The 22,035-nt window shown below is 74.0% G+C and carries 22 protein-coding genes; 19 read left to right on the forward strand and 3 right to left on the reverse strand.

Annotated features, from left to right (window positions below):
- The first annotated feature begins 52 nt into the window (after positions 1–52).
- The 12 genes from NF338_RS15480 (at position 53) to mshA (ending at position 12,693) form a co-directional block, all read left to right on the forward strand.
- Entirely contained in the window at positions 53–571 is a 519-nt protein-coding gene (locus tag NF338_RS15480) for a PH domain-containing protein (protein ID WP_264031603.1), read from the forward strand.
- Complete coding sequence (locus NF338_RS15485; protein WP_264031604.1) at positions 568–2,247, forward strand: PH domain-containing protein; 1,680 nt, start codon at positions 568–570, stop codon at positions 2,245–2,247. The genes NF338_RS15480 and NF338_RS15485 overlap by 4 nt, the downstream gene beginning before the upstream one ends.
- Positions 2,244–3,290: a Rossmann-like and DUF2520 domain-containing protein gene (locus NF338_RS15490; RefSeq protein ID WP_264031605.1), complete on the forward strand. Its 1,047-nt coding sequence runs from the start codon at positions 2,244–2,246 to the stop codon at positions 3,288–3,290. The genes NF338_RS15485 and NF338_RS15490 overlap by 4 nt, the downstream gene beginning before the upstream one ends.
- On the forward strand, positions 3,287–4,315 hold the full coding sequence (gene panC / locus NF338_RS15495; protein ID WP_264031606.1) for a pantoate--beta-alanine ligase: 1,029 nt from the start codon (positions 3,287–3,289) through the stop codon (positions 4,313–4,315). Before NF338_RS15490 ends, panC begins: the two co-directional genes overlap by 4 nt.
- 53 nt (positions 4,316–4,368) lie before the next feature.
- Positions 4,369–4,833, forward strand: coding sequence for an aspartate 1-decarboxylase (panD, locus tag NF338_RS15500; protein WP_087472528.1), 465 nt, complete (start codon positions 4,369–4,371; stop codon positions 4,831–4,833).
- Positions 4,830–6,530 (forward strand): L-aspartate oxidase, encoded by a 1,701-nt coding sequence (locus NF338_RS15505; protein WP_264031607.1) that lies wholly within the window; start codon positions 4,830–4,832, stop codon positions 6,528–6,530. Before panD ends, NF338_RS15505 begins: the two co-directional genes overlap by 4 nt.
- 224 nt (positions 6,531–6,754) lie before the next feature.
- Complete coding sequence (nadC, locus tag NF338_RS15510; RefSeq protein ID WP_264031762.1) at positions 6,755–7,657, forward strand: carboxylating nicotinate-nucleotide diphosphorylase; 903 nt, start codon at positions 6,755–6,757, stop codon at positions 7,655–7,657.
- 156 nt (positions 7,658–7,813) lie between these two features.
- Positions 7,814–9,277 carry a lysine--tRNA ligase gene (gene lysS / locus NF338_RS15515; RefSeq protein WP_264031763.1) on the forward strand — a complete coding sequence of 488 codons (1,464 nt, stop codon included), beginning with the start codon at positions 7,814–7,816 and terminating at the stop codon, positions 9,275–9,277.
- Between the two features lie 26 nt (positions 9,278–9,303).
- The gene (locus NF338_RS15520; RefSeq protein ID WP_264031608.1) at positions 9,304–9,483 is read left to right on the forward strand and encodes a hypothetical protein; all 180 of its coding nucleotides are present in this window, start codon (positions 9,304–9,306) and stop codon (positions 9,481–9,483) included.
- A gap of 183 nt (positions 9,484–9,666) precedes the next feature.
- Positions 9,667–10,002: a histone-like nucleoid-structuring protein Lsr2 gene (locus tag NF338_RS15525; protein ID WP_087469851.1), complete on the forward strand. Its 336-nt coding sequence runs from the start codon at positions 9,667–9,669 to the stop codon at positions 10,000–10,002.
- Between the two features lie 168 nt (positions 10,003–10,170).
- Entirely contained in the window at positions 10,171–11,364 is a 1,194-nt protein-coding gene (locus NF338_RS15530; RefSeq protein WP_264031610.1) for a lactonase family protein, read from the forward strand.
- 69 nt (positions 11,365–11,433) lie between these two features.
- Entirely contained in the window at positions 11,434–12,693 is a 1,260-nt protein-coding gene (gene mshA, locus NF338_RS15535) for a D-inositol-3-phosphate glycosyltransferase (RefSeq protein ID WP_264031764.1), read from the forward strand.
- 23 nt (positions 12,694–12,716) lie between these two features.
- Here mshA and NF338_RS15540 read toward each other — a convergent pair whose 3' ends face one another.
- Positions 12,717–13,163: a nitroreductase family deazaflavin-dependent oxidoreductase gene (locus NF338_RS15540; RefSeq protein WP_264031611.1), complete on the reverse strand. Its 447-nt coding sequence runs from the start codon at positions 13,161–13,163 to the stop codon at positions 12,717–12,719.
- A gap of 124 nt (positions 13,164–13,287) precedes the next feature.
- Between NF338_RS15540 and NF338_RS15545 the strand changes: the two genes are divergently transcribed.
- Positions 13,288–14,025, forward strand: a complete 738-nt coding sequence (locus tag NF338_RS15545; protein ID WP_264031612.1) for a phosphoglyceromutase — start codon at positions 13,288–13,290, stop codon at positions 14,023–14,025.
- Positions 14,026–14,207: 182 nt separating this feature from the next.
- Here the strand turns inward: NF338_RS15545 and phoU are convergent, their stop codons facing one another.
- Entirely contained in the window at positions 14,208–14,891 is a 684-nt protein-coding gene (gene phoU / locus NF338_RS15550) for a phosphate signaling complex protein PhoU (protein WP_053370239.1), read from the reverse strand.
- A 218-nt stretch (positions 14,892–15,109) separates the two neighbouring features.
- Here phoU and NF338_RS15555 point away from each other — a divergent pair, with 218 nt between their 5' ends.
- From NF338_RS15555 to pstB, 6 genes are all read left to right on the forward strand, one after another.
- Complete coding sequence (locus NF338_RS15555; protein ID WP_264031613.1) at positions 15,110–16,411, forward strand: sensor histidine kinase; 1,302 nt, start codon at positions 15,110–15,112, stop codon at positions 16,409–16,411.
- The gene (locus tag NF338_RS15560) at positions 16,408–17,112 is read left to right on the forward strand and encodes a response regulator transcription factor (protein WP_087469847.1); all 705 of its coding nucleotides are present in this window, start codon (positions 16,408–16,410) and stop codon (positions 17,110–17,112) included. The genes NF338_RS15555 and NF338_RS15560 overlap by 4 nt, the downstream gene beginning before the upstream one ends.
- 260 nt (positions 17,113–17,372) lie before the next feature.
- Complete coding sequence (gene pstS / locus NF338_RS15565) at positions 17,373–18,512, forward strand: phosphate ABC transporter substrate-binding protein PstS (protein WP_244286256.1); 1,140 nt, start codon at positions 17,373–17,375, stop codon at positions 18,510–18,512.
- Positions 18,513–18,624: 112 nt separating this feature from the next.
- The gene (gene pstC, locus NF338_RS15570; RefSeq protein WP_264031614.1) at positions 18,625–19,638 is read left to right on the forward strand and encodes a phosphate ABC transporter permease subunit PstC; all 1,014 of its coding nucleotides are present in this window, start codon (positions 18,625–18,627) and stop codon (positions 19,636–19,638) included.
- Positions 19,638–20,621 carry a phosphate ABC transporter permease PstA gene (gene pstA, locus NF338_RS15575; RefSeq protein WP_087469844.1) on the forward strand — a complete coding sequence of 328 codons (984 nt, stop codon included), beginning with the start codon at positions 19,638–19,640 and terminating at the stop codon, positions 20,619–20,621. The genes pstC and pstA overlap by 1 nt, the downstream gene beginning before the upstream one ends.
- 15 nt (positions 20,622–20,636) lie before the next feature.
- Positions 20,637–21,416, forward strand: a complete 780-nt coding sequence (gene pstB, locus NF338_RS15580) for a phosphate ABC transporter ATP-binding protein PstB (RefSeq protein WP_087469843.1) — start codon at positions 20,637–20,639, stop codon at positions 21,414–21,416.
- Between the two features lie 91 nt (positions 21,417–21,507).
- On the opposite strand, the gene NF338_RS15585 is transcribed toward pstB, so the two are convergent.
- Positions 21,508–22,035 carry a septum formation family protein gene (locus tag NF338_RS15585; RefSeq protein WP_204542945.1) on the reverse strand — a complete coding sequence of 176 codons (528 nt, stop codon included), beginning with the start codon at positions 22,033–22,035 and terminating at the stop codon, positions 21,508–21,510.

Below are 22,035 nucleotides of genomic sequence, written 5' to 3' on the forward strand. Positions count from 1 at the left end.
ACGCGCGACACGCGGCCCCGGGCGCACCGGGACGGGATGGGAGAATCGACGCATGACCGACCCTGCACGGGACCTGGACGCCCGCGGCACCGGCCCCTTCGACCCGCCCGGCGTCGAGTGGACGCGCGTCTCGCCACGGCTGATCACCGCGCGCCTGCTGTCGGTGGGCATCACGCTCGCGGTACCGGCCGTCGCGGCGATCGTGCTGGCGATCCTCTTCCCGCACTGGTGGCAGTGGCTCGTCCTCGGGGTGCTCGTGCTCCTCGGGCTGTGGGCGCTCGTGCTCGTCCCGCGCCAGGTGCGCGCGATCGGGTACGCCGAGCGCGACGACGACCTGCTGATCCGGCACGGCATCATGTTCCGCCAGCTCGTCGTCGTCCCCTACGGCCGCATGCAGTACGTCGACGTGCAGGCCGGGCCGCTCGCGCGCAAGCTCGGCATCGCGCAGGTGCAGCTCCACACGGCGTCGGCGTCCACGGACGCGACGATCGACGGCCTCGAGCCCGCCGAGGCGGAGCGCCTGCGCGACCGGCTCGCGTCGCGCGGCGAGGCGAGGCTGGCGGGCCTGTGAGCGAAGCACCGGCCACCGACGACCTCGTGTGGCACCGGGTGCACCCGGTCACCCCGCTCGTGCGCGGCTGGACGGTCATCGCGGTGCTGCTCGTCGTCGTCGGGCAGCAGACGCTCAACGGGCTGCCCGAGGGGGAGAACCTTCTCGAGGGGAACCGCTGGTGGATGATCCTCCTCGGCATCCTCGCGGTGGGGCTCGTGGGGCTGGGGTACTCGGCGCTCGCGTGGCGCATGACGAGCTACGCGGTCGACGACGAGTCCGTGCACCTGCGCACGGGTGTGCTGTTCCGGCAGCAGCGCAAGGCACGGCTGGACCGGCTCCAGGCGGTCGACGTCGTGCAGCCGCTCCTCGCGCGCTTCTTCGGCCTCGCGGAGCTCAAGCTCGAGGTCGCCGGAGGCGCGGACTCGGGCGTGAAGCTCGGCTTCCTCAAGGAGGTCGAGGCCAACCGGCTGCGCAACGACCTCCTCGCGCGCGCCGCCGGCCTGCGGGTCGCGCGGGAGCGCCCGGTCGGCGCCCCGCCGGCGGTCGGGGAGGGGAGCGCGGCGGGTGCCGGTGCCACGTCCCCGACGGCCGACCCGGGCGCCTCGTCGACGGTGCGGCCGATCGGCGGAGCGCCCGCGGGCGACGAGGTGCTGGTCGCCCCCGAGGCGCCCGAGCAGCCGGTCACCGCGGTCGGACCGGGGCGGCTCGTCGCCTCGCTCGTCCGGTCGGGCGCGACGGTCGGCCTCGTCCTCGGTGTCCTGGGGATCGCCGGGGTCGTCATCGGCACGCGCGAGATCGGGGTGCTGTTCAGCGCGCTGCCCGCGGTCCTGGGGTTCGGCGGCTTCCTCTTCTCCCGGTTCTCGGGCGAGTTCGGGTTCCGATCGGCGATCTCGCCGGACGGCATCCGGCTGCGGCACGGCCTCCTGGAGACCCGGTCGCAGACCATCCCGCCCGGCCGCGTCCAGGCCGTGCGGCTGCGGCAGGGCCCGTTCTGGCGCGGTCCGGACTGGTGGCGCGTCGACGTCAACGTGGCGGGCTACGGCGTGAGCTCCGACGGGTCGGACACGACGAGCGTGCTGCTGCCCGTCGGGACGCGCGACGAGGCGCTCGCCGCGCTGTGGCTCGTGCTGCCCGACCTCGGGACGCCCGACCCGCGCGCCCTCCTCGACGAGGGCCTGTCCGGCCTCGACGCGGGCGAGCACTTCACGGTGACCCCGCGACGTGCGCGCCTGCTCGACCTCGTGTCGTGGCGGCGCAACGGCTTCACGGTGACCGACCGCGCGCTCGTGCTGCGCGGCGGGCGGGTGTTCCGCAGCCTCGTGGTCGTGCCGCACGAGCGCACGCAGTCGCTCGGGCTGGAGCAGGGCCCGCTGCAGCGCCGGTTCGACGTCGCCACGTTCGCGGTGCACTCGACGCCCGGCCCGGTCTCGCCGAAGGTCTGGCACCTCGACGCGGGCGACGCCGCGCGCCTCCTCGACACCCAGGCCGAGCGCGCCCGCGAGGCCCGCGCGCACGCGGGGCCGGAGCTGTGGATGCGCCGCGACGACGTGCCCCTGGCACCTGCCCCCGAGCCCACCCCGGGGCCCGTCGAGCAGCCCGAACCGCTGCCCGCCGCAGATCCCGGTCGTGTACCCGGTCGTGTGCCCGGTGAGGGACCCCTCGACCGCCGGGCCGAGGACGGGGAGCAGCCGTGAGCGCGGCGGGCGCGCGGCCCGGGCGTCTCGGCGTGGGCGTCGTGGGGGCGGGCCGCGTCGGGGCGGTCCTCGGCAGCGCGCTGCGCGCCACCGGGCACGCGGTCGTCGGCGCGAGCGGCGTGTCCGACGCGTCGCGCGAGCGCATCGAGACCCTCCTGCCCGGCGTACCGGTCCTGGAGGTCCCGCAGGTCGTGGAGCGCGCGGAGCTCGTGCTCCTCGCCGTGCCCGACGACGCGCTGGGCGACCTGGTCCGCGGCCTTGCCGACGTGGGGGCCTGGCAGCCGGGCCAGATCGTCGTGCACACGTCCGGCCGCTACGGGACCTCCGTGCTCGACCCGGCCCGCGCCGCGGGCGCGATCCCGCTCGCCCTGCACCCGGCCATGACCTTCACCGGTACGTCGCTCGACCTCGCGCGGCTCGAGGGCACGACGTTCGCCGTCACCGCGCCGGGGCCGGTCCTGCCGATCGGGCAGGCGCTCGTCGTCGAGCTCGGCGGGGAGCCCGTCGTCGTGGCGGAGGAGTCCCGCGGGCTGTACCACGCGGCCCTCGCGCACGGAGCGAACCACCTCGTCGTGCTCGTCGCGCAGGCGGCGCAGGCGCTCGAGGCGGCCGGTGTCGACCAGCCGGGCCGTGCGCTCGCGCCGCTGCTCGCCGCCGCGCTCGACGGTGCGACCCGCGGCGCCGACGCCGGCGCCGAGTCGGGCACCGGCGCAGGAGCGGGCGCGCTCCTGGGCCTCACCGGGCCCGTGGTGCGCGGCGACGTCGGTACGGTCCGGGAGCACCTGGACGCGCTCGACGCGCTGGCGGCGACGAGCGACGCGGCCGACGTGCCGCAGTCGTACCGGGCGCTGAGCCGCGCCGCCACCCACCGGGCGCTCGCGGGCGGACGCCTCGACGAGCGGACGGCGCGCGCGGTCCTGGACGCGCTCGACGAGGGCGCCGGGGCCGGTCACGAGCGTCCCCGCGCCGAGCGCGCGGGGCTCCCTGAACCCACCGGGTCCCACGACGAGCACGACCAGCACGACGACGAAGGAACGGCATGACCACCACGCCCCGCCCGTCCGCCGCGGACGCCCCCGACGGCCGGACCGACGACGCGCGCGACGCTGCACGCGTCCTGACGACGCGCGCCGACCTGCGCGCGGCGACCGACGCGTGGACCGCTGCGCACCCGGGGGAGCGCCGCGCCGTCGTCATGACGATGGGCGCGCTGCACGCCGGGCACCTCGAGCTCGTGCGCCGCGCTCGCGCGGAGGTCGGCCCGGGCGGGCAGGTCGTCGTCACGGACTTCGTCAACCCGCTGCAGTTCGGCCCGGGCGAGGACTACGAGCGCTACCCGCGCGACGTCGCGGCGGACGTCGCGCTCCTCGCGGCCGCCGGCTCCGACGTCGCCGTGGACCTCGTGTTCGCCCCCGCCGTCGAGGAGCTGTACCCGGACCTCGGGCCGGCGGCGGGAGGAACCGGGCCGATCGTCCGCGTCACCTCCGGCCGGATCGGCACCGTGCTGGAGGGCGCGTCGCGGCCCGGGCACTTCGACGGCGTCCTCACGGTCGTGCTCAAGCTGCTCCACCTCGTGCGTCCGGACGTCGCCGTGTTCGGCGCCAAGGACGCGCAGCAGCTCCTCGCCGTCCGGCGTCTGGTGGCGGACCTCGACCTGGACGTCGAGATCGTCGGCGTGCCCACGGTGCGGGAGGCGGACGGGCTCGCCCGGTCGTCGCGCAACGCGTACCTGTCGCCCGCCGAGCGGGACCGCGCGCTCGCGCTGAGCCGGGCGCTGCGCGCGGGCTCGGACACCGCCGCCTCCGGGGCGGACGCCGCCGCGGTGCTCGCCGCCGCCCGGGGAATCCTCGACGGGGCGGACGGTGTTGACGTCGATTACGTGGCGCTCGTCGATCCCGCTACCGTGGAGGACCTGGCGCCCGGCGCCGTCGGCCCCGGGCTCCTCCTGGTCGCGGCACGCGTGGGCACCACCCGTCTCATCGACAACGCGGCCGTCGAGATCGCGCCGCCCGCGACCCGGGCCGCCGACCCCGCCGGCCGTGCCCCCGCACCTGGAGGTACCGCGTGACCGCGCCGACCCCGCCGAGCCCGCACCGTCGTCCGGCGTCCCTGCAGCGCCCCATGATGATCGGCAAGATCCACCGCGCGACGGTGACGCAGGCCGACCTGCACTACGTCGGATCGATCACCGTGGACGCCGACCTGCTCGACGCCGCGGACCTCTACCCGGGCCAGCAGGTCGACGTCGTGGACGTCACCAACGGCGCACGCCTGACGACGTACGTCATCCCGGGCGAGCGCGGCGCCGGGCAGGTGTGCATCAACGGCGCCGCCGCGCACCTCGTGAAGCCGGGCGACGTCGTCATCCTCATCGCCTACGGCATGCTCGACGACGCCGACGCGCGCACCTACCTGCCGAACGTCGTCTTCGTGGACGAGCAGAACCGGATCGTCGAGCTGTCCGACGAGCCCGGCCTCGTCCCGGCGGGCCACGGCCTCGAGGCGAGCGGCCTGCCGTTCGCCCCGTTCCGCGGCGGGGGCGGAGCGGGTGCCGGCGGCGACGCGTCCGTGGTGCGCCCCGCGTGAGCGGACGCGGCGTGTCCCCGGCGCCCGAGCTCGCCCGGACGCTCGCCCGCACCCTGGCCGCCCCGGCACCCGGCTGGACGACGACGGCGGACGTCGTCGTCGTCGGCTCCGGCATCGCGGGCCTCACCGCTGCGCTGGAGCTGCGCACGCGCGTGCCGCGCGTCCTGCTCGTGACCAAGGGTGAGCTGTCGTCGGGCTCGACGGTGTGGGCGCAGGGCGGCATCGCCGCGGCGCTCGATCCCGAGGACTCGCCCGAGGCGCACCTCGCGGACACGCTCGTCGCGGGCGGCGGCGTGTGCGACCCGGCGGCGGTCGAGGTGCTCGTCACCGAGGGCCCGGCGCGCGTGCGCGAGCTCGTGGCGCGCGGCGCGAACTTCGACCGGGCCGAGAACGGCGACATCGCCCTGACGCGCGAGGGCGGCCACCACGCGGACCGCATCGCGCACGCGGGCGGTGACGCGACGGGCGCCGAGATCTCGCGCGCGCTCGTCGCGCAGCTCGACGCGGTCCGTGCCGACCCGGGCATCGAGGTGATCGAGAACGCGCTCGTGCTGGACGTCCTCACGGGAGTGGGGCCCGACGGCGCACCGCGCGCGTGCGGGGTCACGCTCCACGTGCGCGGCGAGGGCACGCGCGACGGCGTCGGCGCGGTGCTCGCGCGCGCGGTCGTGCTCGCGACCGGGGGAGTGGGCCAGGTGTTCCGCTCCTCGACCAACCCGCCGCAGGCCACCGGAGACGGCATCGCCGCGGCGCTGCGCGCGGGCGCGACGCTCGGCGACCTCGAGTTCGTGCAGTTCCACCCCACGGTCCTGTGGCTCGGGCTCGGCGCGCGCGGCCAGCTCCCGCTCATCTCCGAGGCGGTGCGCGGCGAGGGCGCGATCCTCCTCGACACCGACGGCCACCGGTTCATGCCCGCGCAGCACCCCATGGCCGAGCTCGCGCCGCGCGACGTGGTCGCCCACGCGATCGTGCGGCAGATGGCCGCCACGGGCTCGGACCACGTGCTGCTCGACGCGCGCCACCTCGGCGCCGACTTCCTGCGCTCGCGCTTCCCCACGATCACGGAGCGCCTCGCGGAGAACGGCCTCGACTGGACCGAGGAGCCGGTCCCGGTGGCGCCCGCCCAGCACTACCACTCGGGCGGGGTCGTGACGGACCTGCACGGGAGGTCCACGCTCGACGGTCTCTACGCGATCGGCGAGGTCGCGTGCACGGGTGTGCACGGCGCCAACCGGCTCGCGTCCAACTCGCTGCTCGAGGGGCTCGTGTTCGCGCACCGCGCGGCGCGCCAGATCACCGAGCGCGTCGCGGCGGGCGAGCTCGAGCAGGTCGAGCCCGTCGGGCGCCCCGGGCCGTCGGCGCTCGTGGCGGCCGCGGCGCGCTCGCGCATCCAGTCGATCGCCTCGGCGGGTCCCGGGGTGATCCGCGACGGCGACGGTCTCGCCGCCGCCGCGGCTCGGCTCGCCGCGGTCCGCACGGACGCGCACGAGGCGAGCGACGTCGTCGCGCAGCCGCAGGCCGCCGAGTGGGAGACCACGAACGTGCACCAGGTCGCGACCGCCCTCACCGCGGCGGCGGCGCTGCGCACGGAGAGCCGCGGCGGCCACTTCCGCACCGACTTCCCGGACACGGACCCGGCATGGGAGCGCCGCGTCCTCGTCTCCCTCGACGCTGACGGGACGCTGCGCGTCCGCTGACCGGTCCGGCGCCGAGAACGAGGTTGCGGTCGTTGTCCGCCGGATAGCGACCGCAACCTCGTTCTCGACGGCGCGCAGGGTCGTGCTCGACGCCGCGCGGGGCCGACTACCGTGGGTGCGTGAGCACTCCCGAGCAGCCCCAGCGCGCGAACCTGCCCGACGACGCCGCGCCGGTCCCGTCCGACGTCCCCTCGCGTGTCGAGCCGGGACTCGACCCCGGGTGGATCGCCGAGACCGTCTCGCGGGCGCTCGACGAGGACCTGGGCGTCGCGCCCGGGCGCGACGTCACGACGCAGGCGACCGTGCCGCCGTCGGCCACCGGGACCGCGCACCTCGTGGCCCGCGCGGACGGGGTCGTGGCGGGGCTCGTCGTCGTCGAAGAGGTGACGCGGCAGGTCGCGGAGCGGTTCGGCCTCCCGTGCGTCGAGGTGACGTTCGTCGCGTCCGACGGCGAGGCCGTGGGTCGCGGTCGCGTCCTCGCCGCGCTCACGGGGCCGGTCCAGGTCCTCCTCACGGCCGAGCGCACGCTGCTCAACCTCGCGAGCCGCGCCTCCGGCGTCGCGACGGCGACGCGCGCGTGGGCGCGCGAGCTCGCCGGCACGGGCGCGCAGGTGCTGGACACCCGTAAGACGACGCCCGGCCTGCGCGCGCTCGAGAAGTACGCCGTGCGCGCCGGGGGCGGGACGAACAAGCGCATGGGGCTCTACGACGTCGCGATGGTCAAGGACAACCACGTGGTGGCCGCCGGGTCGGTGAGCGCCGCGATCGACGCGATCCGCCGCACGTTCCCGGACGTGCTCGTCCAGGTCGAGGCGGACACGACCGCGCAGGCGCTCGAGGCCGTCTCGGCGGGCGCGGACTTCCTGCTCCTCGACAACATGCCGACCCCGGTCCTCGCGGAGACGGTCGCGGCCGTCCGGGCGCGCGAGGGGAGGGACGGCGTGCCGGCGAAGGTCGAGCTCGAGGCGACGGGCAACCTCACGCTGGACCGCGCGCGCGAGGTCGCGGGCACGGGCGTCGACTACCTCTCCGTCGGCGCGCTCACCCACTCGGCCCCGATCCTCGACCTCGCCCTCGACCTCCTGCCCACCCTCCCGTCGAGGGAGAGCCCTGGTAGCGCGAGGTAGAGCCATGGTCACGACCACGCCTCTACCTCGCGGCACCACGCCGCTACCTCGACGACGTGCGGGCGTCGGTAGAATCCTCGGGTGACCTCCCCCGCCGGAACCCCCTCTCCTGACGCGCGCGAGCCCGAGGAGCACGTCGACGACGTGCCGGAGCAGATGCAGGTCCGCCGCGAGAAGCGCGAGCGGATCCTCGCGCGCGGCGACGAGCCGTACCCTGTCTCCGTCCCGCGCACGACGACGATCGCCGACGTCCGTGCCGCCTACGCGCACCTGGAGACCGGCGAGGAGACGCAGGACGAGGTCGGCGTCGCCGGCCGGGTCGTGTTCCTGCGCAACACCGGCAAGCTGTGCTTCGTCACGCTGCAGGACGGCGAGGGCAACCGCCTGCAGGTCATGCTGAGCCAGGCCGTCGTCGGCGAGGAGTCGCTCGCGTCGTTCAAGGCGGACGTCGACCTGGGCGACCACCTCTTCGCGCACGGGCGCGTCATCAGCTCGCGCCGCGGCGAGCTGAGCGTGTTCGCCGACGCGTGGCAGATCGCCGCGAAGGCGCTGCGCCCGCTCCCGGTGCTCCACAAGGAGCTCTCGGAGGAGGCGCGCGTGCGCCAGCGCTACGTCGACCTCATCGCGCGCCCGGCCGCGCGGGACACGGTCCGCCTGCGCGCCGCCGTCGTGCGTTCCATCCGCGAGAACTTCTGGGAGCGCGGCTTCGTCGAGGTCGAGACGCCGATGCTGCAGACGCGTCCGGAAGGCGCGGCGGCGCGCCAGTTCGAGACGCACATGAATGCGTTCGACATCGACCTGTTCCTGCGCATCGCGCCCGAGCTGTTCCTCAAGCGCGCGGCGGTCGGTGGCGTCGAGAAGGTGTTCGAGATCAACCGCAACTTCCGTAACGAGGGCGTGGACTCCACGCACTCGCCGGAATTCGCGATGCTCGAGGCGTACGAGGCCTACGGCGACTACGACACGATGGCGGCGCTCACCCAGAACCTGGTGCAGCGGGCCGCGCAGGACGCGCTCGGGAAGACCCTGGTCACGCTCGCCGACGGCACGGAATACGACCTCGGCGGCGAATGGACGCAGCTCAAGATGTACGACTCGCTCTCGGACGCGCTGGGCGAGGCGATCACGCCCGAGACGTCGGTCGAGACCCTGCTGACGTACGCCGACAAGTTCGAGCTCACCTTCGACCCGAAGAACGTCAACCACGGAAAGCTCGTCGAGGGCCTGTGGGAGCACCTGGTCGGCGACCACCTCGTCGCGCCGACGTTCGTGCGCGACTTCCCCGTCGAGACCTCCCCGCTCACGCGCGACCACCGGGCCGTGCGTGGCCAGGTCGAGAAGTGGGACCTCTACGTGCGCGGCGTGGAGCTCGCGACGGCGTACTCCGAGCTGGTGGACCCGGTGGTCCAGCGCCAGCGGTTCGAGGCGCAGGCGCTGCTCGCGGCCGCCGGCGACGAGGAGGCCATGCGCATCGACGAGGACTTCCTCACCGCGATGGAGTACGCGATGCCGCCGTCGGGCGGCATGGGCCTGGGCATCGACCGCCTGCTCATGGCGCTCACCGGCCTCGGGATCCGCGAGACCATCCTTTTCCCGCTCGTGAAGCCCGCGCAGCAGTAGCGCCCCAGAGAACGAGGATCGACAGCATGGACATCTGGCCCGTCGTCTCGGCACTGATTCCCTCGATCGGTGTCGGCGTGCTCTTCTACTTCGCGATGCGCGCCATCGTGCGCGCGGACCGCAACGAGCGCGCCGCGCTCGCGCGTCTCGACGCGGAACAGGAATCGGCGGCCGACGGGAATGCCGCGCCAGCGCGCGACTCCTGAGCCCGCTCCCGTGCCCGGTGCGGTGCGTCAATTGCCGGGCAGAATGATGGACTCGCGTCCAGGAATGCGTAACGGCGCGCAGATCGTCGGGCACGGGTCAACGGCGTGGGCAATTGACGCCCTCGTCTTCTCGATGGCATCCTGACGAGGACAATCATTCCTGTGAATCGTGAGGTAACCACAGTGGCCCAGAAAGTCCAGGTAATTCTCGTCGACGACCTCGACGGGGGCGCGGCCGACGAGACCGTCACGTTCGCACTCGACGGCGTCTCCTACGAGATCGACCTCAGCACCAAGAATGCGCAGGAGCTGCGCGATGCCTTCGCGTCGTGGGTCGGCAACGCGCGCAAGGTCTCGTCCCGCACGAGCACGGCCCGCCCCGCGCGCCGCAGCAGCCGGGCCTCCGGCTCGGCCCGCGCGACCGAGGTCCGTGAGTGGGCGCGTTCCAACGGCTACACGGTCAACGACCGTGGCCGCATCTCCCAGGAGATCCAGGCCGCCTACGACGCGGCGCACTGACGCGACGCCGCACCGAGCACCGGGGCGCCCTGCCGACCAGCACCGTCGGCAGGGCGCCCTCGTCGTCCCACCGGGTGGGCGGCGGCGTCCGCGTCGTCTGCCGGCCCGGTGTCTCTCCGGTGTCTCCCCGGTGCCGGAGGCACGCGTCCGGAGAACTAGGCTCGGGTCATGACCTCCGCGACCCGCGCCCTCTGGATCGGCACCTACCCGCACCCGGCGAACGGCGGCGCGGAGGGCGTGTGGCGCGTCGGGCTCGACGTCGACGCCGTGGCGGGGACCGGGTCGTTCGTGGGCGGCGCGCTGGTCGCCGAGACACCGTCGCCGTCGTTCCTCGCACTCGACGGTGACACGCTCTACGCGGTGGGGGAGACGGAGGCCGGCTCGGTGTCGGCGTTCGCCGTCGGGGCCGACGGCGGCGTCGCACCCCGGGGCGGGCCCGTCGCCACGGGCGGGGCGTACCCCTGCCACGTCGTCGTGAGCGGTGACGTGCTCGTCGCGAACTACGGTGACGGAGTCCTCACGGCCGTCGCGACCGCGGCGGACGGCTCGCTCGCCGTGGTGGCGGGCGACCAGCCCGGCGCCGCCGTGCGTCACCAGGGGCACGCGGGGACGGGACCGGTCACCGACCGCCAGGAGGGGCCGCACGCCCACTTCGTCGCCCCGCTCGCCCACCTCGGCGCGGCGGACGACGGCAGCGGCGACGTGCTCGTCGTCGACCTGGGGACCGACGAGCTGCGCCGGCACGACCCCGCGGCCGCGGACGGATCGGCCCCGCGCGTCGTCGCGACCTTCCCGCCGGGGACCGGTCCGCGCCACCTCGCCGCGCTGCCGTCCGGGCACCTCGTCGTGGTCGGCGAGCTCGACCCGGCCCTGTTCGTCCTCGCGCCGGTCGAAGGCCCCGACGGCGCGCGCACCTACGACGTGGCCGCGCGCTACGACGTCACGCACGCCGCGGCGCCCGCGGGCGGCGGGAACTACCCCTCGCACGTGGCGGTCTCGGCGGACGGCACGCGCGTCCTCGCCGCGGTGCGCGGCGCCGACGTGCTCGCCGTGCACGCCGTCGAGCCGGGGCCCGACGGCGGGGTCCCCTCGCTGCGTCACCTCGCCGACTCCCCGGTGGGCGGCGCCTGGCCCCGCCACTTCGCCGTCCTCGACGGCTCCGGGGTGCCCGACGCGCCGCTGCACGACCTCGTCGTCGTCGCGAACCAGAACGACGACCCGCTGCTCGCACGGCCGGACGCCCCGGCAGGCGAGGAGCCGACGTCGAACCTCGCGCTCCTGCGCGTGCGCCGCTCGGACGGCGCCGCCCACGTGGTCGACGTGCTCGCGCTGCCCGCGCCAGCGTGCGTCGTGGAGGCCTGACCCGCCGTGACCGCGCTCGAGCTGCCCGACGGCGTCTCCCCGGACCCGGCGACCCCGCTGCGGGTCGCGATGCTCTCGGTGCACACGTCGCCCCTGGACCAGCCGGGCACGGGCGACGCAGGCGGCATGAACGTGTACGTCACGGAGCTCGCGCACGCGCTCGCGCGCCGTGGCACGCAGGTCGAGATCTTCACGCGCGCCACGGCGTCGAGCCAGCCCCGCAAGGTCGAGGTGTCCGACGGCGTGACGGTGCGCCACGTCGTCGCCGGGCCTTTCGAGGGGCTCGACAAGAACGACCTGCCCGGCCAGCTCTGCGCCTTCACGGCGGGGGTGCTGCGCGCGGAGGCGCGGCACCACGAGGGCTGGTACGACGTCGTCCACACCCACTACTGGCTCTCCGGGCAGGTGGGCTGGCTCGCGGCCGACCGCTGGGACGTCCCGCTCGTGCACACCATGCACACGCTCGCGCGCGTGAAGAACGCCGCGCTCGCCCCGGGCGACGCGCCCGAGCCGCTGGGCCGGATCATCGGGGAGGAGCAGGTCGTCGCCGAGGCGGACGCGCTCGTCGCGAGCACGGACGCCGAGGCGGACGACCTCGTGCGCGACTACGCCGCCGACCCCGCGCGCGTGCACGTCGTGCCGCCGGGCGTCGACCTCGACCTGTTCTCCCCGGACCCCGGCAGCGCGTCGGCGGGCGACGGCGCCGCGCGGCGGGAGCGGCGGCGGGTGCTGCGCGCCGGGCTGGGCCTGCCCACCGACGGCGGGCTCGTGCTCTTCGCGGGGCGCGTGCAACCCCTCAAGGGTCCCGACGTGCTCGTCCGGGCGCTCGGCGTTCTCGCCGAGCGCGGGGAGCCCGTGCCGACGCTCGTCGTGCTGGGCGGCCCGAGCGGGCGCCCGACGGCGGTGCGCGAGCTCGAGGCGCTCGCCTACCAGGTCGGGGTGAGCGACCGGCTCGTCGTGCGCCCGCCGGTCCCGCGCGACGAGCTCGCGCGGTGGTACCGGGCTGCCGACGTCGTCGCCGTCCCGTCGCACAACGAGTCGTTCGGCCTCGTCGCGGCCGAGGCCGAGGCGAGCGGCACGCCCGTCGTCGCGGCCGCTGTCGGCGGGCTGCGGACGGTGGTCGAGGACCAGGTCTCCGGCGTCCTCGTGCCCGACCACGACCCGGAGACCTGGGCGCGCGTGCTGGGCGACCTGCTCGCCGACGACGAGCGCCTCGCCGCGCTCGGCGACGGCGCCCGACGCGCGGGCGAGCGGTTCGGCTGGGACACCGCCGCGCTGCGCATGCTCGACGTCTACGCGCAGGCGCGCAAGGTCCGCGCGGCGCGCTGACGCCGCGCGGCGCTCGCTGCGGGTCAGGCGTCCGGCGCGGTGCGCTCCAGGACCAGGACGGGGATCTCGCGCGACGTCTTCTGCTGGTAGTCGGCGTACGGCGGGTAGGCCGCGACGGCGCGCTCCCACCAGAGCGCCTTCTCCTCGCCGTGGACCTCGCGCGCGACGTAGTCGTGGCGCTCGGCCTCGTCCTGGAGCTCGACCTGGGGGTGCGCCAGGACGTTGTGGTACCAGACGGGGTGCTGAGGGGCGCCGCCGAGCGACGCGACGACGGCGTACGCACCGTCGTGCTCGACCCGCATGAGCGGCGTCTTGCGGATCTTGCCGGTGCGCCGCCCGAGGGTCGTGAGCACGACCACGGGCATCCCGTTCAGGGTCGTGCTGCGCGTCCCGCCGGACGACTCGTAGGACTCGGCCTGCTTGCGGGACCAGGCGCTCGGGCTGGGGGCGTACTCTCCGTCGATCGGCATGTCCGGGGCAACGTGCGCGTCGCCCTCCCGATTCCCGGACCTTCGTCCCACGCCCGACGGCGACGGTCACCACCACGTGGGACGCGGGTGCCCGCGCGCCGGGCCGTGCGGCAGGATGGAACCCATGACCTACACCCTCGTGCTGCTCCGCCACGGCGAGAGCGAATGGAACGCCAAGAACCTGTTCACCGGCTGGGTGGACGTCGCCCTGTCGGAGAAGGGGACCGAGGAGGCGAAGCGCGGCGGTCAGCTCCTCACCGAGGCCGGCGTCCTGCCCGACGTCGTGCACACCTCGCTCCTGCGCCGCGCCATCACGACGGCGAACCTGTCGCTCGACGCCGCGGACCGCCACTGGATCCCCGTGAAGCGGTCGTGGCGCCTGAACGAGCGCCACTACGGTGCGCTCCAGGGCAAGAACAAGAAGCAGACGCTCGAGGAGTTCGGCGAGGAGCAGTTCATGCTCTGGCGCCGCTCGTACGACGTCCCGCCGCCCGAGATCGAGCTCGGCTCCGAGTTCTCGCAGGACGCCGACCCGCGGTACGCCGACGCTCCCGTCGTGCGCACCGAGTGCCTCAAGGACGTGCTCGAGCGCGCCCTGCCGTACTGGGACGGCGAGGTCGTCCCGGACCTGAAGGCGGGCAAGACCGTCCTCGTCGCGGCGCACGGCAACTCGCTGCGCGCGATCGTCAAGCACCTCGACGGCATCTCCGACGAGGACATCGCCGCGCTCAACATCCCGACCGGCATCCCGCTGCTCTACGAGCTCGACGAGGACCTCAAGCCGGTGACGAAGGGTGGCCGCTACCTCGACCCCGAGGCCGCCGCCGAGGCCGCCGCCGCGGTCGCGAACCAGGGCCGCTGACAGCCCCTCCTGCACAGACGACCGTGGCCCGTGCGGATCTCCGGACGGGCCACGGTCGTCTGTCGTGCGCGCGGTAGAAGCATGGTCCCGCGAGGTAGAACCACCGGCACCGAGGTAGAGCTCCGCGGGCCCTACTTCGAGACCGCAGGCTCTACCTCGCGGGCAGGGCCGTGGTCCCGTCGTCAGGCAGACGCGCGGGCGGAGCCGGCGGGGGTGCCGCGGTCGTCGGCGAAGTCGCCGGTGACGAGGTACGTCACGCGCTTGGCGATGGAGACGCCGTGGTCGCCGAAGCGCTCGTAGTAGCGGCCCACGAGCGTGACGTCGACCGTCTCCTGCGGGGTGCCGGTCCACGTGCCGTCGAGCAGCGCGGTGAAGGTGTCCTGGTGGAGCTTGTCGAGCAGGTCGTCGTCCCGCTCGATGTTCGCGGCGACGGTGAGGTCACGCGTCGTGAGGAGCGTCGTCGTCCGGCGGGCGACGCGCACGGCGGCGTCGTGCATCTGCTCGAACGTCCGGTGCAGCGACGGCTCGATCGCCCGGGCTGGGTAGCGGCCGCGCGCGACCTGCGCGATGTGCCGGGCGAGGTCGCCCATGCGCTCCAGGGTGGCGCTCATGCGCAGCGCGCTGACCACGACGCGGAGGTCGGTGGCCACGGGCTGCTGCTGCGCGAGGAGGAGCACGCAGCGCTCGTCGAGCTCGCGCTCGAGGGCGTCGATCGTGTGATCGTCGCCGATGACCGACTGCGCGAGCTGCAGGTCTGCCGTGAGGAGCGCCTGCCCCGCGCGGTTGACGGCCGACTCCACCAGCCGGCTCATCTCGGCCAGGTCGTCGCCGACCTGCTTCAGCTCGGCCTCGAAGATCTCCCGCATCGCTTCCCTCTCGTCGTGACCGGTCGGTCCGGTCCGTGACGGCGTGCACCCCTGCGCGCCGGGCGGCGCCCGGGCACGCCGTCGGCTCCTGTCACGCTCGCAGGCGCGGTCGACCGGGCGGTGAACTCCAGGGCGCCGCCAGGTGAACTCTTGGCGGCTCCCGCCCGTGGGACGCCGGATCGACGGGTCGGGCGCGCACACGACCGTAGGCTGGACGTGTGCAAGCCGAGAGTCTCATCGAGGGCGCGACCGTGCTGGCCGCCGGCGTCGTGGGCGTCGTCGTCGGCGTGATCGCGGCCATCGCGTTCCGCGTGAGCGAGCGCCAGCAGCGTGCCGCGCGGTCGGAGCCGGCGCCCGAGCTCGACGAAGGTCTGGTCCGGGTGCTCGCCGTGCTGCGCTCCGCCGCGGTCGTGCTCGACGAGGAGGCCGAGGTCGTGCGCGCCAGCCCGCCCGCGTACGCGCTCGGCGTGGTCCGTGGCGACGCGATCGCACACGCGGCGATCCGCGACATGATCGACGACGTACGCCGCGACGGCGTGATCCGCGACGAGGAGCTCGAGCTCCCGCGCGGCCCGGTCGGTCGCGGAACGGTCATGCTCCAGGTCCGTGTCGCCCAGGTGGGCCCGCAGCACATGCTCGTCCTCGCGGAGGACCGCACGGAGGCGCGGCGCGTCGAGGCGATCCGCCGCGACTTCGTCGTGAACGTGTCCCACGAGCTGAAGACGCCGGTCGGGGCGCTCGCCCTGCTCGCCGAGACGGTGCAGGACGCCGCCGACGACCCGGTGGCGGTGCGGCGGTTCTCCGCGCGCATGCAGTCGGAGGCGACGCGCCTCTCCGCGCTCGTGCAGGAGATCATCGAGCTCTCGAGGCTCCAGGTCGCGGGCGCGCTCCAGGAGGTCACCGTGGTGCCGGTGCGGGGCGTGATCGAGGAGGCCGTGGATCGCGCGCGCACGACCGCGCAGGGCAAGGGCATCACGCTCACGACCGGGGGCGAGCTCGATGCCGCCGTGTACGGCGACCACAACCTGCTCGTGACCGCGGTGCGCAACCTGCTCGACAACGCGGTCGCCTACTCGGGCGAGAACACGCGCGTGGGCGTCGGCGTCTCGCTCGCGGACGACCTGGTCGAGATCGCGGTCGTCGACCAGGGCATCGGGATCTCGGCGGACGAGCAGGCTCGCGTGTTCGAGCGGTTCTACCGGGTGGACCCCGCGCGCTCGCGCGACACCGGCGGGACGGGCCTGGGCCTGAGCATCGTCAAGCACGTCGCCGCCGACCACGGTGGCGAGGTCACCATGTGGTCCGAGCCGGGACGCGGCTCGACCTTCACGCTCCGGATCCCCGCGGCGGACGTGCCGACCGGGCAGGCGCACGCCGCGCCGTCGGGCACGACCCACGACGTGGCGGGAGACGAGGGCACGGCCGGGACGGACCCCGGGACCGTGCAGCACGACGGGCGGCGGGCCGCGCAGGCCTCCGCGCGGGACGAGGACGTACAGAACAAGGAGGTAGGCGCGTGACGCGCATCCTGGTGGTGGAGGACGAGGAGTCGTACCGCGACCCGCTGACGTACCAGCTGCGACGCGAGGGCTTCGACGTCGTCGAGGCGGCGACGGGCACCGAGGCGCTGGAGCGGTTCGACGCGGACGGGGCGGACCTGGTCCTGCTCGACCTCATGCTCCCCGGGCTCAGCGGCACCGAGGTGTGCCGCGAGCTGCGGCAGCGCGGCGACGTGCCCGTCATCATGCTCACGGCGAAGGACTCGGAGATCGACAAGGTCGTGGGCCTCGAGCTGGGCGCCGACGACTACGTGACGAAGCCGTACTCGTTCCGCGAGCTGCTCGCGCGCGTGCGTGCCGTGCTGCGCCGCAAGGGCGGCGAGAACGGGGGCGAGGTCGTCGCGGAGAGCGCGCTGGAGGTCGGTCCGGTGCGCATGGACGTCGAGCGGCACACGGTGAGCGTCGACGGCCAGGTCGTGCCGTTCCCGCTCAAGGAGTTCGAGCTCCTCGAGCTGCTGCTGCGCAACGCGGGGCGCGTGCTCACGCGCGGGCAGCTCATCGACCGGGTCTGGGGCACGGACTACGTGGGCGACACGAAGACGCTCGACGTCCACGTGAAGCGCATCCGGTCGAAGATCGAGCCCGAGCCCGCGAGCCCCCGCTACCTCCTCACGGTCCGCGGTCTCGGTTACAAGATCGCCGACGGCGTCGGCCAGGCCTGACCTCTCCGGCGCAGCGCACGAACGGCCCCGGCGCGTCCCTCACGGACGCGCCGGGGCCGTCGTCGTGCGGCACGGAGGCCCGGCCCGACACCGGACCGGCCCCCGACCGACCCGGCCGGGAACGTGGCACGGAAGGTCTGTGCACTGTTCATCCCTCGTTCACCCGCTCTCGGGGAACGCGTCACCCGGCGCTCCTAGCGTCGGGATCGTCACCGGCGCTCGCTGGTGCCACGAGACGCTTGAACAGGATGGAACGAAGAGTGAAGCTCAGCCGATTCTCCCGTGCTGGATCCGCCGTCGCGATCGGTGCGCTCGCGCTGACCCTCGCCGCCTGCGGGTCGGACGACCCCGTCGGCAGCGCCGACGGCGCCACCGACGGTTCCTCCGAGGGCTCCTCCGAGACCGCGAGCGACCTCAGCGGTGAGCTCAACGGTGCGGGCGCGAGCTCGCAGGAGTCCGCCATGGAGGCGTGGCGCGCCGGGTTCCAGAGCGCGAACCCCGACGTCACCGTGAACTACGACCCGGTCGGCTCCGGTGGTGGCCGCACCCAGTTCCTCGAGGGCGGCGTCGCGTTCGCCGGCTCGGACGCGGTGCTCAAGGAGGAGGAGATCACGCAGTCGCAGGCCGTGTGCGGCCCCGACGGCGCGATCGACCTCCCGGTCTACGTCAGCCCGATCGCCATCATCTACAACCTGCCGGACGTCGCGGAGCTCAACCTCGCTCCGGCCACGATCGCGGGCATCTTCAACGGCACGATCACGCAGTGGAACGCCCCGGAGATCGCCGCCGACAACCCCGACGCGACCCTTCCGGACGTCGCGATCACGCCGGTCCACCGCTCCGACGAGTCGGGCACGACCGAGAACTTCACCGAGTACCTCGCCGCGACGGCGGGCGACGCGTGGGGCCACGAGCCGAGCGGCGACTGGCCGACGCAGGGTGGGGAGTCCGCGCAGGGCACGTCCGGCGTCGTGCAGACGGTCCAGGGCGGCGAGGGCACGATCGGCTACGCCGACGCCTCGAAGGCCGGCGACCTCGGCACCGCGAAGATCAAGGTCGGCGAGGAGTGGGTCGCGTACTCGCCCGAGGCCGCGGCGAAGGTCGTCGACGCGTCGCCGCGCGTCGAGGGTCGCCACGACCACGACATCGCGGTCGAGCTCGACCGCACGACGACCGAGGCCGGCGCCTACCCGCTGGTGCTCGTCTCCTACGCCGTCGCGTGCCTGAACTACGAGGACGAGGCGACGGGCGACCTCGTCAAGGCGTTCCTCACGTACATCTCGAGCGAGGAGGGCCAGTCGGCCTCCGCGTCGGCCGCGGGCAACGCGCCGATCTCGGAGGACCTGCGCACGGACGTCCACGCGGCGATCGAGGCCATCACGGTCGGCGCCGCCGGCTGACGACCGCCGGGAACCAGGGGGCGGCGGGGCCTACGAGCCCCGCCGCCCCTGACCCGCGAGATCGCCCGCACCCAGACCTCACGCAGCAGGACCGTATGCACCGGGAGCACGAGTGACCACCACAGCCCCACCCACGACGCCGGGCCCCACGCCGAGCGCGACGCCTCGCGCGGGCACCCCGCGCCGCCGGCCCCGGAACACCGACCGCGGCGTCAACCGCGCGTTCCGCTGGACCGCGACGGGTGCCGGTGGGCTCATCCTCGCCGTCCTCGCGGCGGTCGCGATCTTCCTCGTGCTGCGCGCGTGGCCCGCGCTCACCGCGGGCGGGGACGTCCTCGGCGAGGAGGTGTCCTGGTTCCCCGAGGGTGCCTCGCTCCTGTCCTTCGTGGGTCCGCTGATCTTCGGCACGCTCCTCGCGGCCGCGCTCTCGCTCCTCCTCGCGATGCCGGTCGCGATGGGCATCGCGCTCTTCATCTCGCACTACGCGCCGCGCCGGCTCGCGTCGACCCTGGGGTACGTCGTCGACCTCCTCGCGGCGATCCCCAGCGTCGTGTACGGACTGTGGGGCTCGCTCGTGCTCCCGCCGATCGTGGTGCCGGTGTGGTCGTGGCTCGCCGACACGCTGGGGTGGTTCCCGCTCTTCGCCGGTCCGGCGTCGCCGACCGGCCGCGTCCTGCTCACCGTCGCGCTCGTCCTCGCCGTGATGATCCTGCCGATCATCACCGCCGTGAGCCGCGAGGTGTTCCTCCAGACGCCGAAGCTCCACGAGGAGGCCGCGCTCGCGCTCGGCGCGACCCGCTGGGAGATGATCCGCACCGCGGTGATCCCGTTCGGGCGGTCCGGCGTCATCTCGGCCGCGATGCTCGGCCTCGGCCGCGCGCTCGGCGAGACGATGGCGGTGCTGATGATCCTCTCGCCGGGGCTCCTCTACTCGTTCAAGATCCTGCAGGCCGGCCAGCAGCAGACCATCGCCGCGAACATCGCGGCCGACTTCCCCGAGGCCAACCCGCTCGGGGTGAGCACCCTCATCGCGACGGGTCTCGCGCTGTTCGTCATCACCCTGCTCGTCAACATGGGCGCCCGCGCGATCGTCGCGCGGCGCAAGGACTTCTCGGGAGCCAACTGATGAGCGCCCTCAGCACCAGCCCCGCGCGCGGGGCCTCCGCCCCCGACCCGGAGCGCACCGCGTCGGTGCGCGCGCTCCTGCGCGGCGCGGACGCCGGCCGCCGCCGCAAGGACCGCACGATGACGGTCCTCATGTGGGGCGCGTTCGCCCTCGCGATGGTGCCGCTCGTGTCCGTCGCGTGGACCGTCGTCGTGCACGGCATGGAGCGGTTCGACGTCTACTTCCTCACGCACTCCATGCGCGGCGTGTTCGGCGGCATGGACGCGGGCGGCATCTACCACGCGATCCTCGGCACGCTGCTCATCACGCTCGGCGCCGCGGTGATCTCGGTCCCGATCGGCCTGCTCGCCGCGATCTACCTCGTCGAGTACGGCCGCGGGCCGCTCGCCCGCGCGGTGACGTTCTTCGTCGACGTCATGACGGGCATCCCGTCGATCGTCGCCGGCCTCTTCGCGTACGCGCTCTTCGCGGTGATCTTCGGGCCGGGGGTGCGCATGGGCATCGTCGGCTCGGTCGCGCTGTCCGTCCTCATGATCCCCGTGGTCGTCCGCTCGTGCGAGGAGATGCTCCGGCTCGTCCCCAACGAGCTGCGCGAGGCGGCCTACGCGCTCGGGGTGCCCAAGTGGCTCACCGTCGTGCGCGTCGTGCTGCGGACGTCGATCGCCGGCATCACGACGGGCGTCATGCTCGCCGTCGCGCGCGTCATCGGCGAGACCGCGCCGCTCCTCATCACCGTGGGCGTCGTCGACTCCATCAACGGCAACCTCTTCGAGGGCCGCATGATGACCCTGCCGGTGTACGTGTACCGGCAGTACAGCCAGGGCCTGGTGCCCTGCAGCAACGTCACCGACGTCGTGTGCATCCCCGACATCAACTACGACCGGGCCTGGGCGGCCGCCCTGACGCTGATCCTCATCGTCATGCTGCTCAACCTCGTCGGGCGACTCGTCACCCGCTGGTTCGCCCCCAAGACCCTCCGCTAGAACAGGACAGCTCCGATGGCACAGCGCATCGACGTCAAGGACCTCAACATCTACTACGGCGACTTCCTCGCCGTGCAGGACGTCGGCATGACGATCGACCCCAAGTCCGTCACGGCCTTCATCGGCCCGTCCGGGTGCGGCAAGTCGACGTTCCTGCGGACCCTCAACCGCATGCACGAGGTCATCCCCGGCGCGCGCGTCGAGGGCACGGTCGCCATGGAGGGCGTGGACCTCTACGGGGACGACGTCGACCCGGTCGCCGTCCGTCGCCAGGTGGGCATGGTCTTCCAGCGGCCCAACCCGTTCCCGACGATGTCCATCAAGGAGAACGTCCTCGCCGGGGTGAAGCTCAACAACAAGCGGATCTCGAAGTCCGCGGCGGAGGAGCTGGTCGAGACCTCGCTGCGCGGCGCGAACCTGTGGAACGAGGTGAAGGACCGCCTCGACCGTCCGGGCTCGGGCCTCTCCGGCGGCCAGCAGCAGCGCCTGTGCATCGCGCGCGCCATCGCGGTCAAGCCGCAGGTGCTCCTCATGGACGAGCCCTGCTCGGCGCTCGACCCGATCTCCACGCTCGCGATCGAGGACCTCATCGCCGAGCTCAAGGACGAGTACACCATCGTCATCGTCACGCACAACATGCAGCAGGCGGCACGCGTGAGCGACCGCACGGCGTTCTTCAACATCGCGGGCACCGGCAAGCCGGGGCGCCTCATCGAGATGGACGACACCGCGACGATGTTCTCCTCGCCCACCCAGCAGGCGACGGAGGACTACATCTCCGGCCGCTTCGGGTGACCTGATCCCCACAGGCCGGGCCGACCCGGCCGGACGACGACGGCGCCCCTCCCGGGCCGGGAGGGGCGCCGTCGTGCGCGGGGTGGGAGGGTCAGGACGCCGAGCCCTGGAGCGTGCCCGTGACGTCGGTCCCGTCGGTGTCGAGGACGCACTGGACCACGCGGTCGTCCATCGTGTTCCAGCCGTCCTCGCGCGGGGTGAAGGGCCAGAAGTAGTAGGCGGACTCGTCGTAGGACAGGCCGACGAAGCTCTCGAACTCGCCGAGGCAGAAGTCCTCGGCGCTCGCCTGGAGGGCCTCGTCGCCGGGGTAGTCGCCCTCGGGCAGCTCGGTCTCGGCGTACACCTCGGCGTCGTGCGGCTCGGAGCACGGGACGACGGGCACGGACTCGACGTTCTCGCCGTCGGGCAGCTTCGAGGTGACGATGCAGTCGCCGACCTGGATCGAGAAGACGTCGGCGTCCGACGCCTCGGTCACCTCGCCGCCGGGCTCGTCGCGCTGGGCCTCGGACGGACCGGTGATCTCGTCGAGGATCGCGCCGCAGCCCGACGCGGTCAGGGCGAGGGCGACGGCGCTCACGACGAGGAGGAGCGGCCGACGGGTGGTACGGGACAGGGTCAC

Origin of the sequence: Cellulosimicrobium sp. SH8, from assembly GCF_025818875.1 — a bacterium.
Classification (GTDB): Bacteria; Actinomycetota; Actinomycetes; order Actinomycetales; family Cellulomonadaceae; genus Cellulosimicrobium; species Cellulosimicrobium cellulans_D.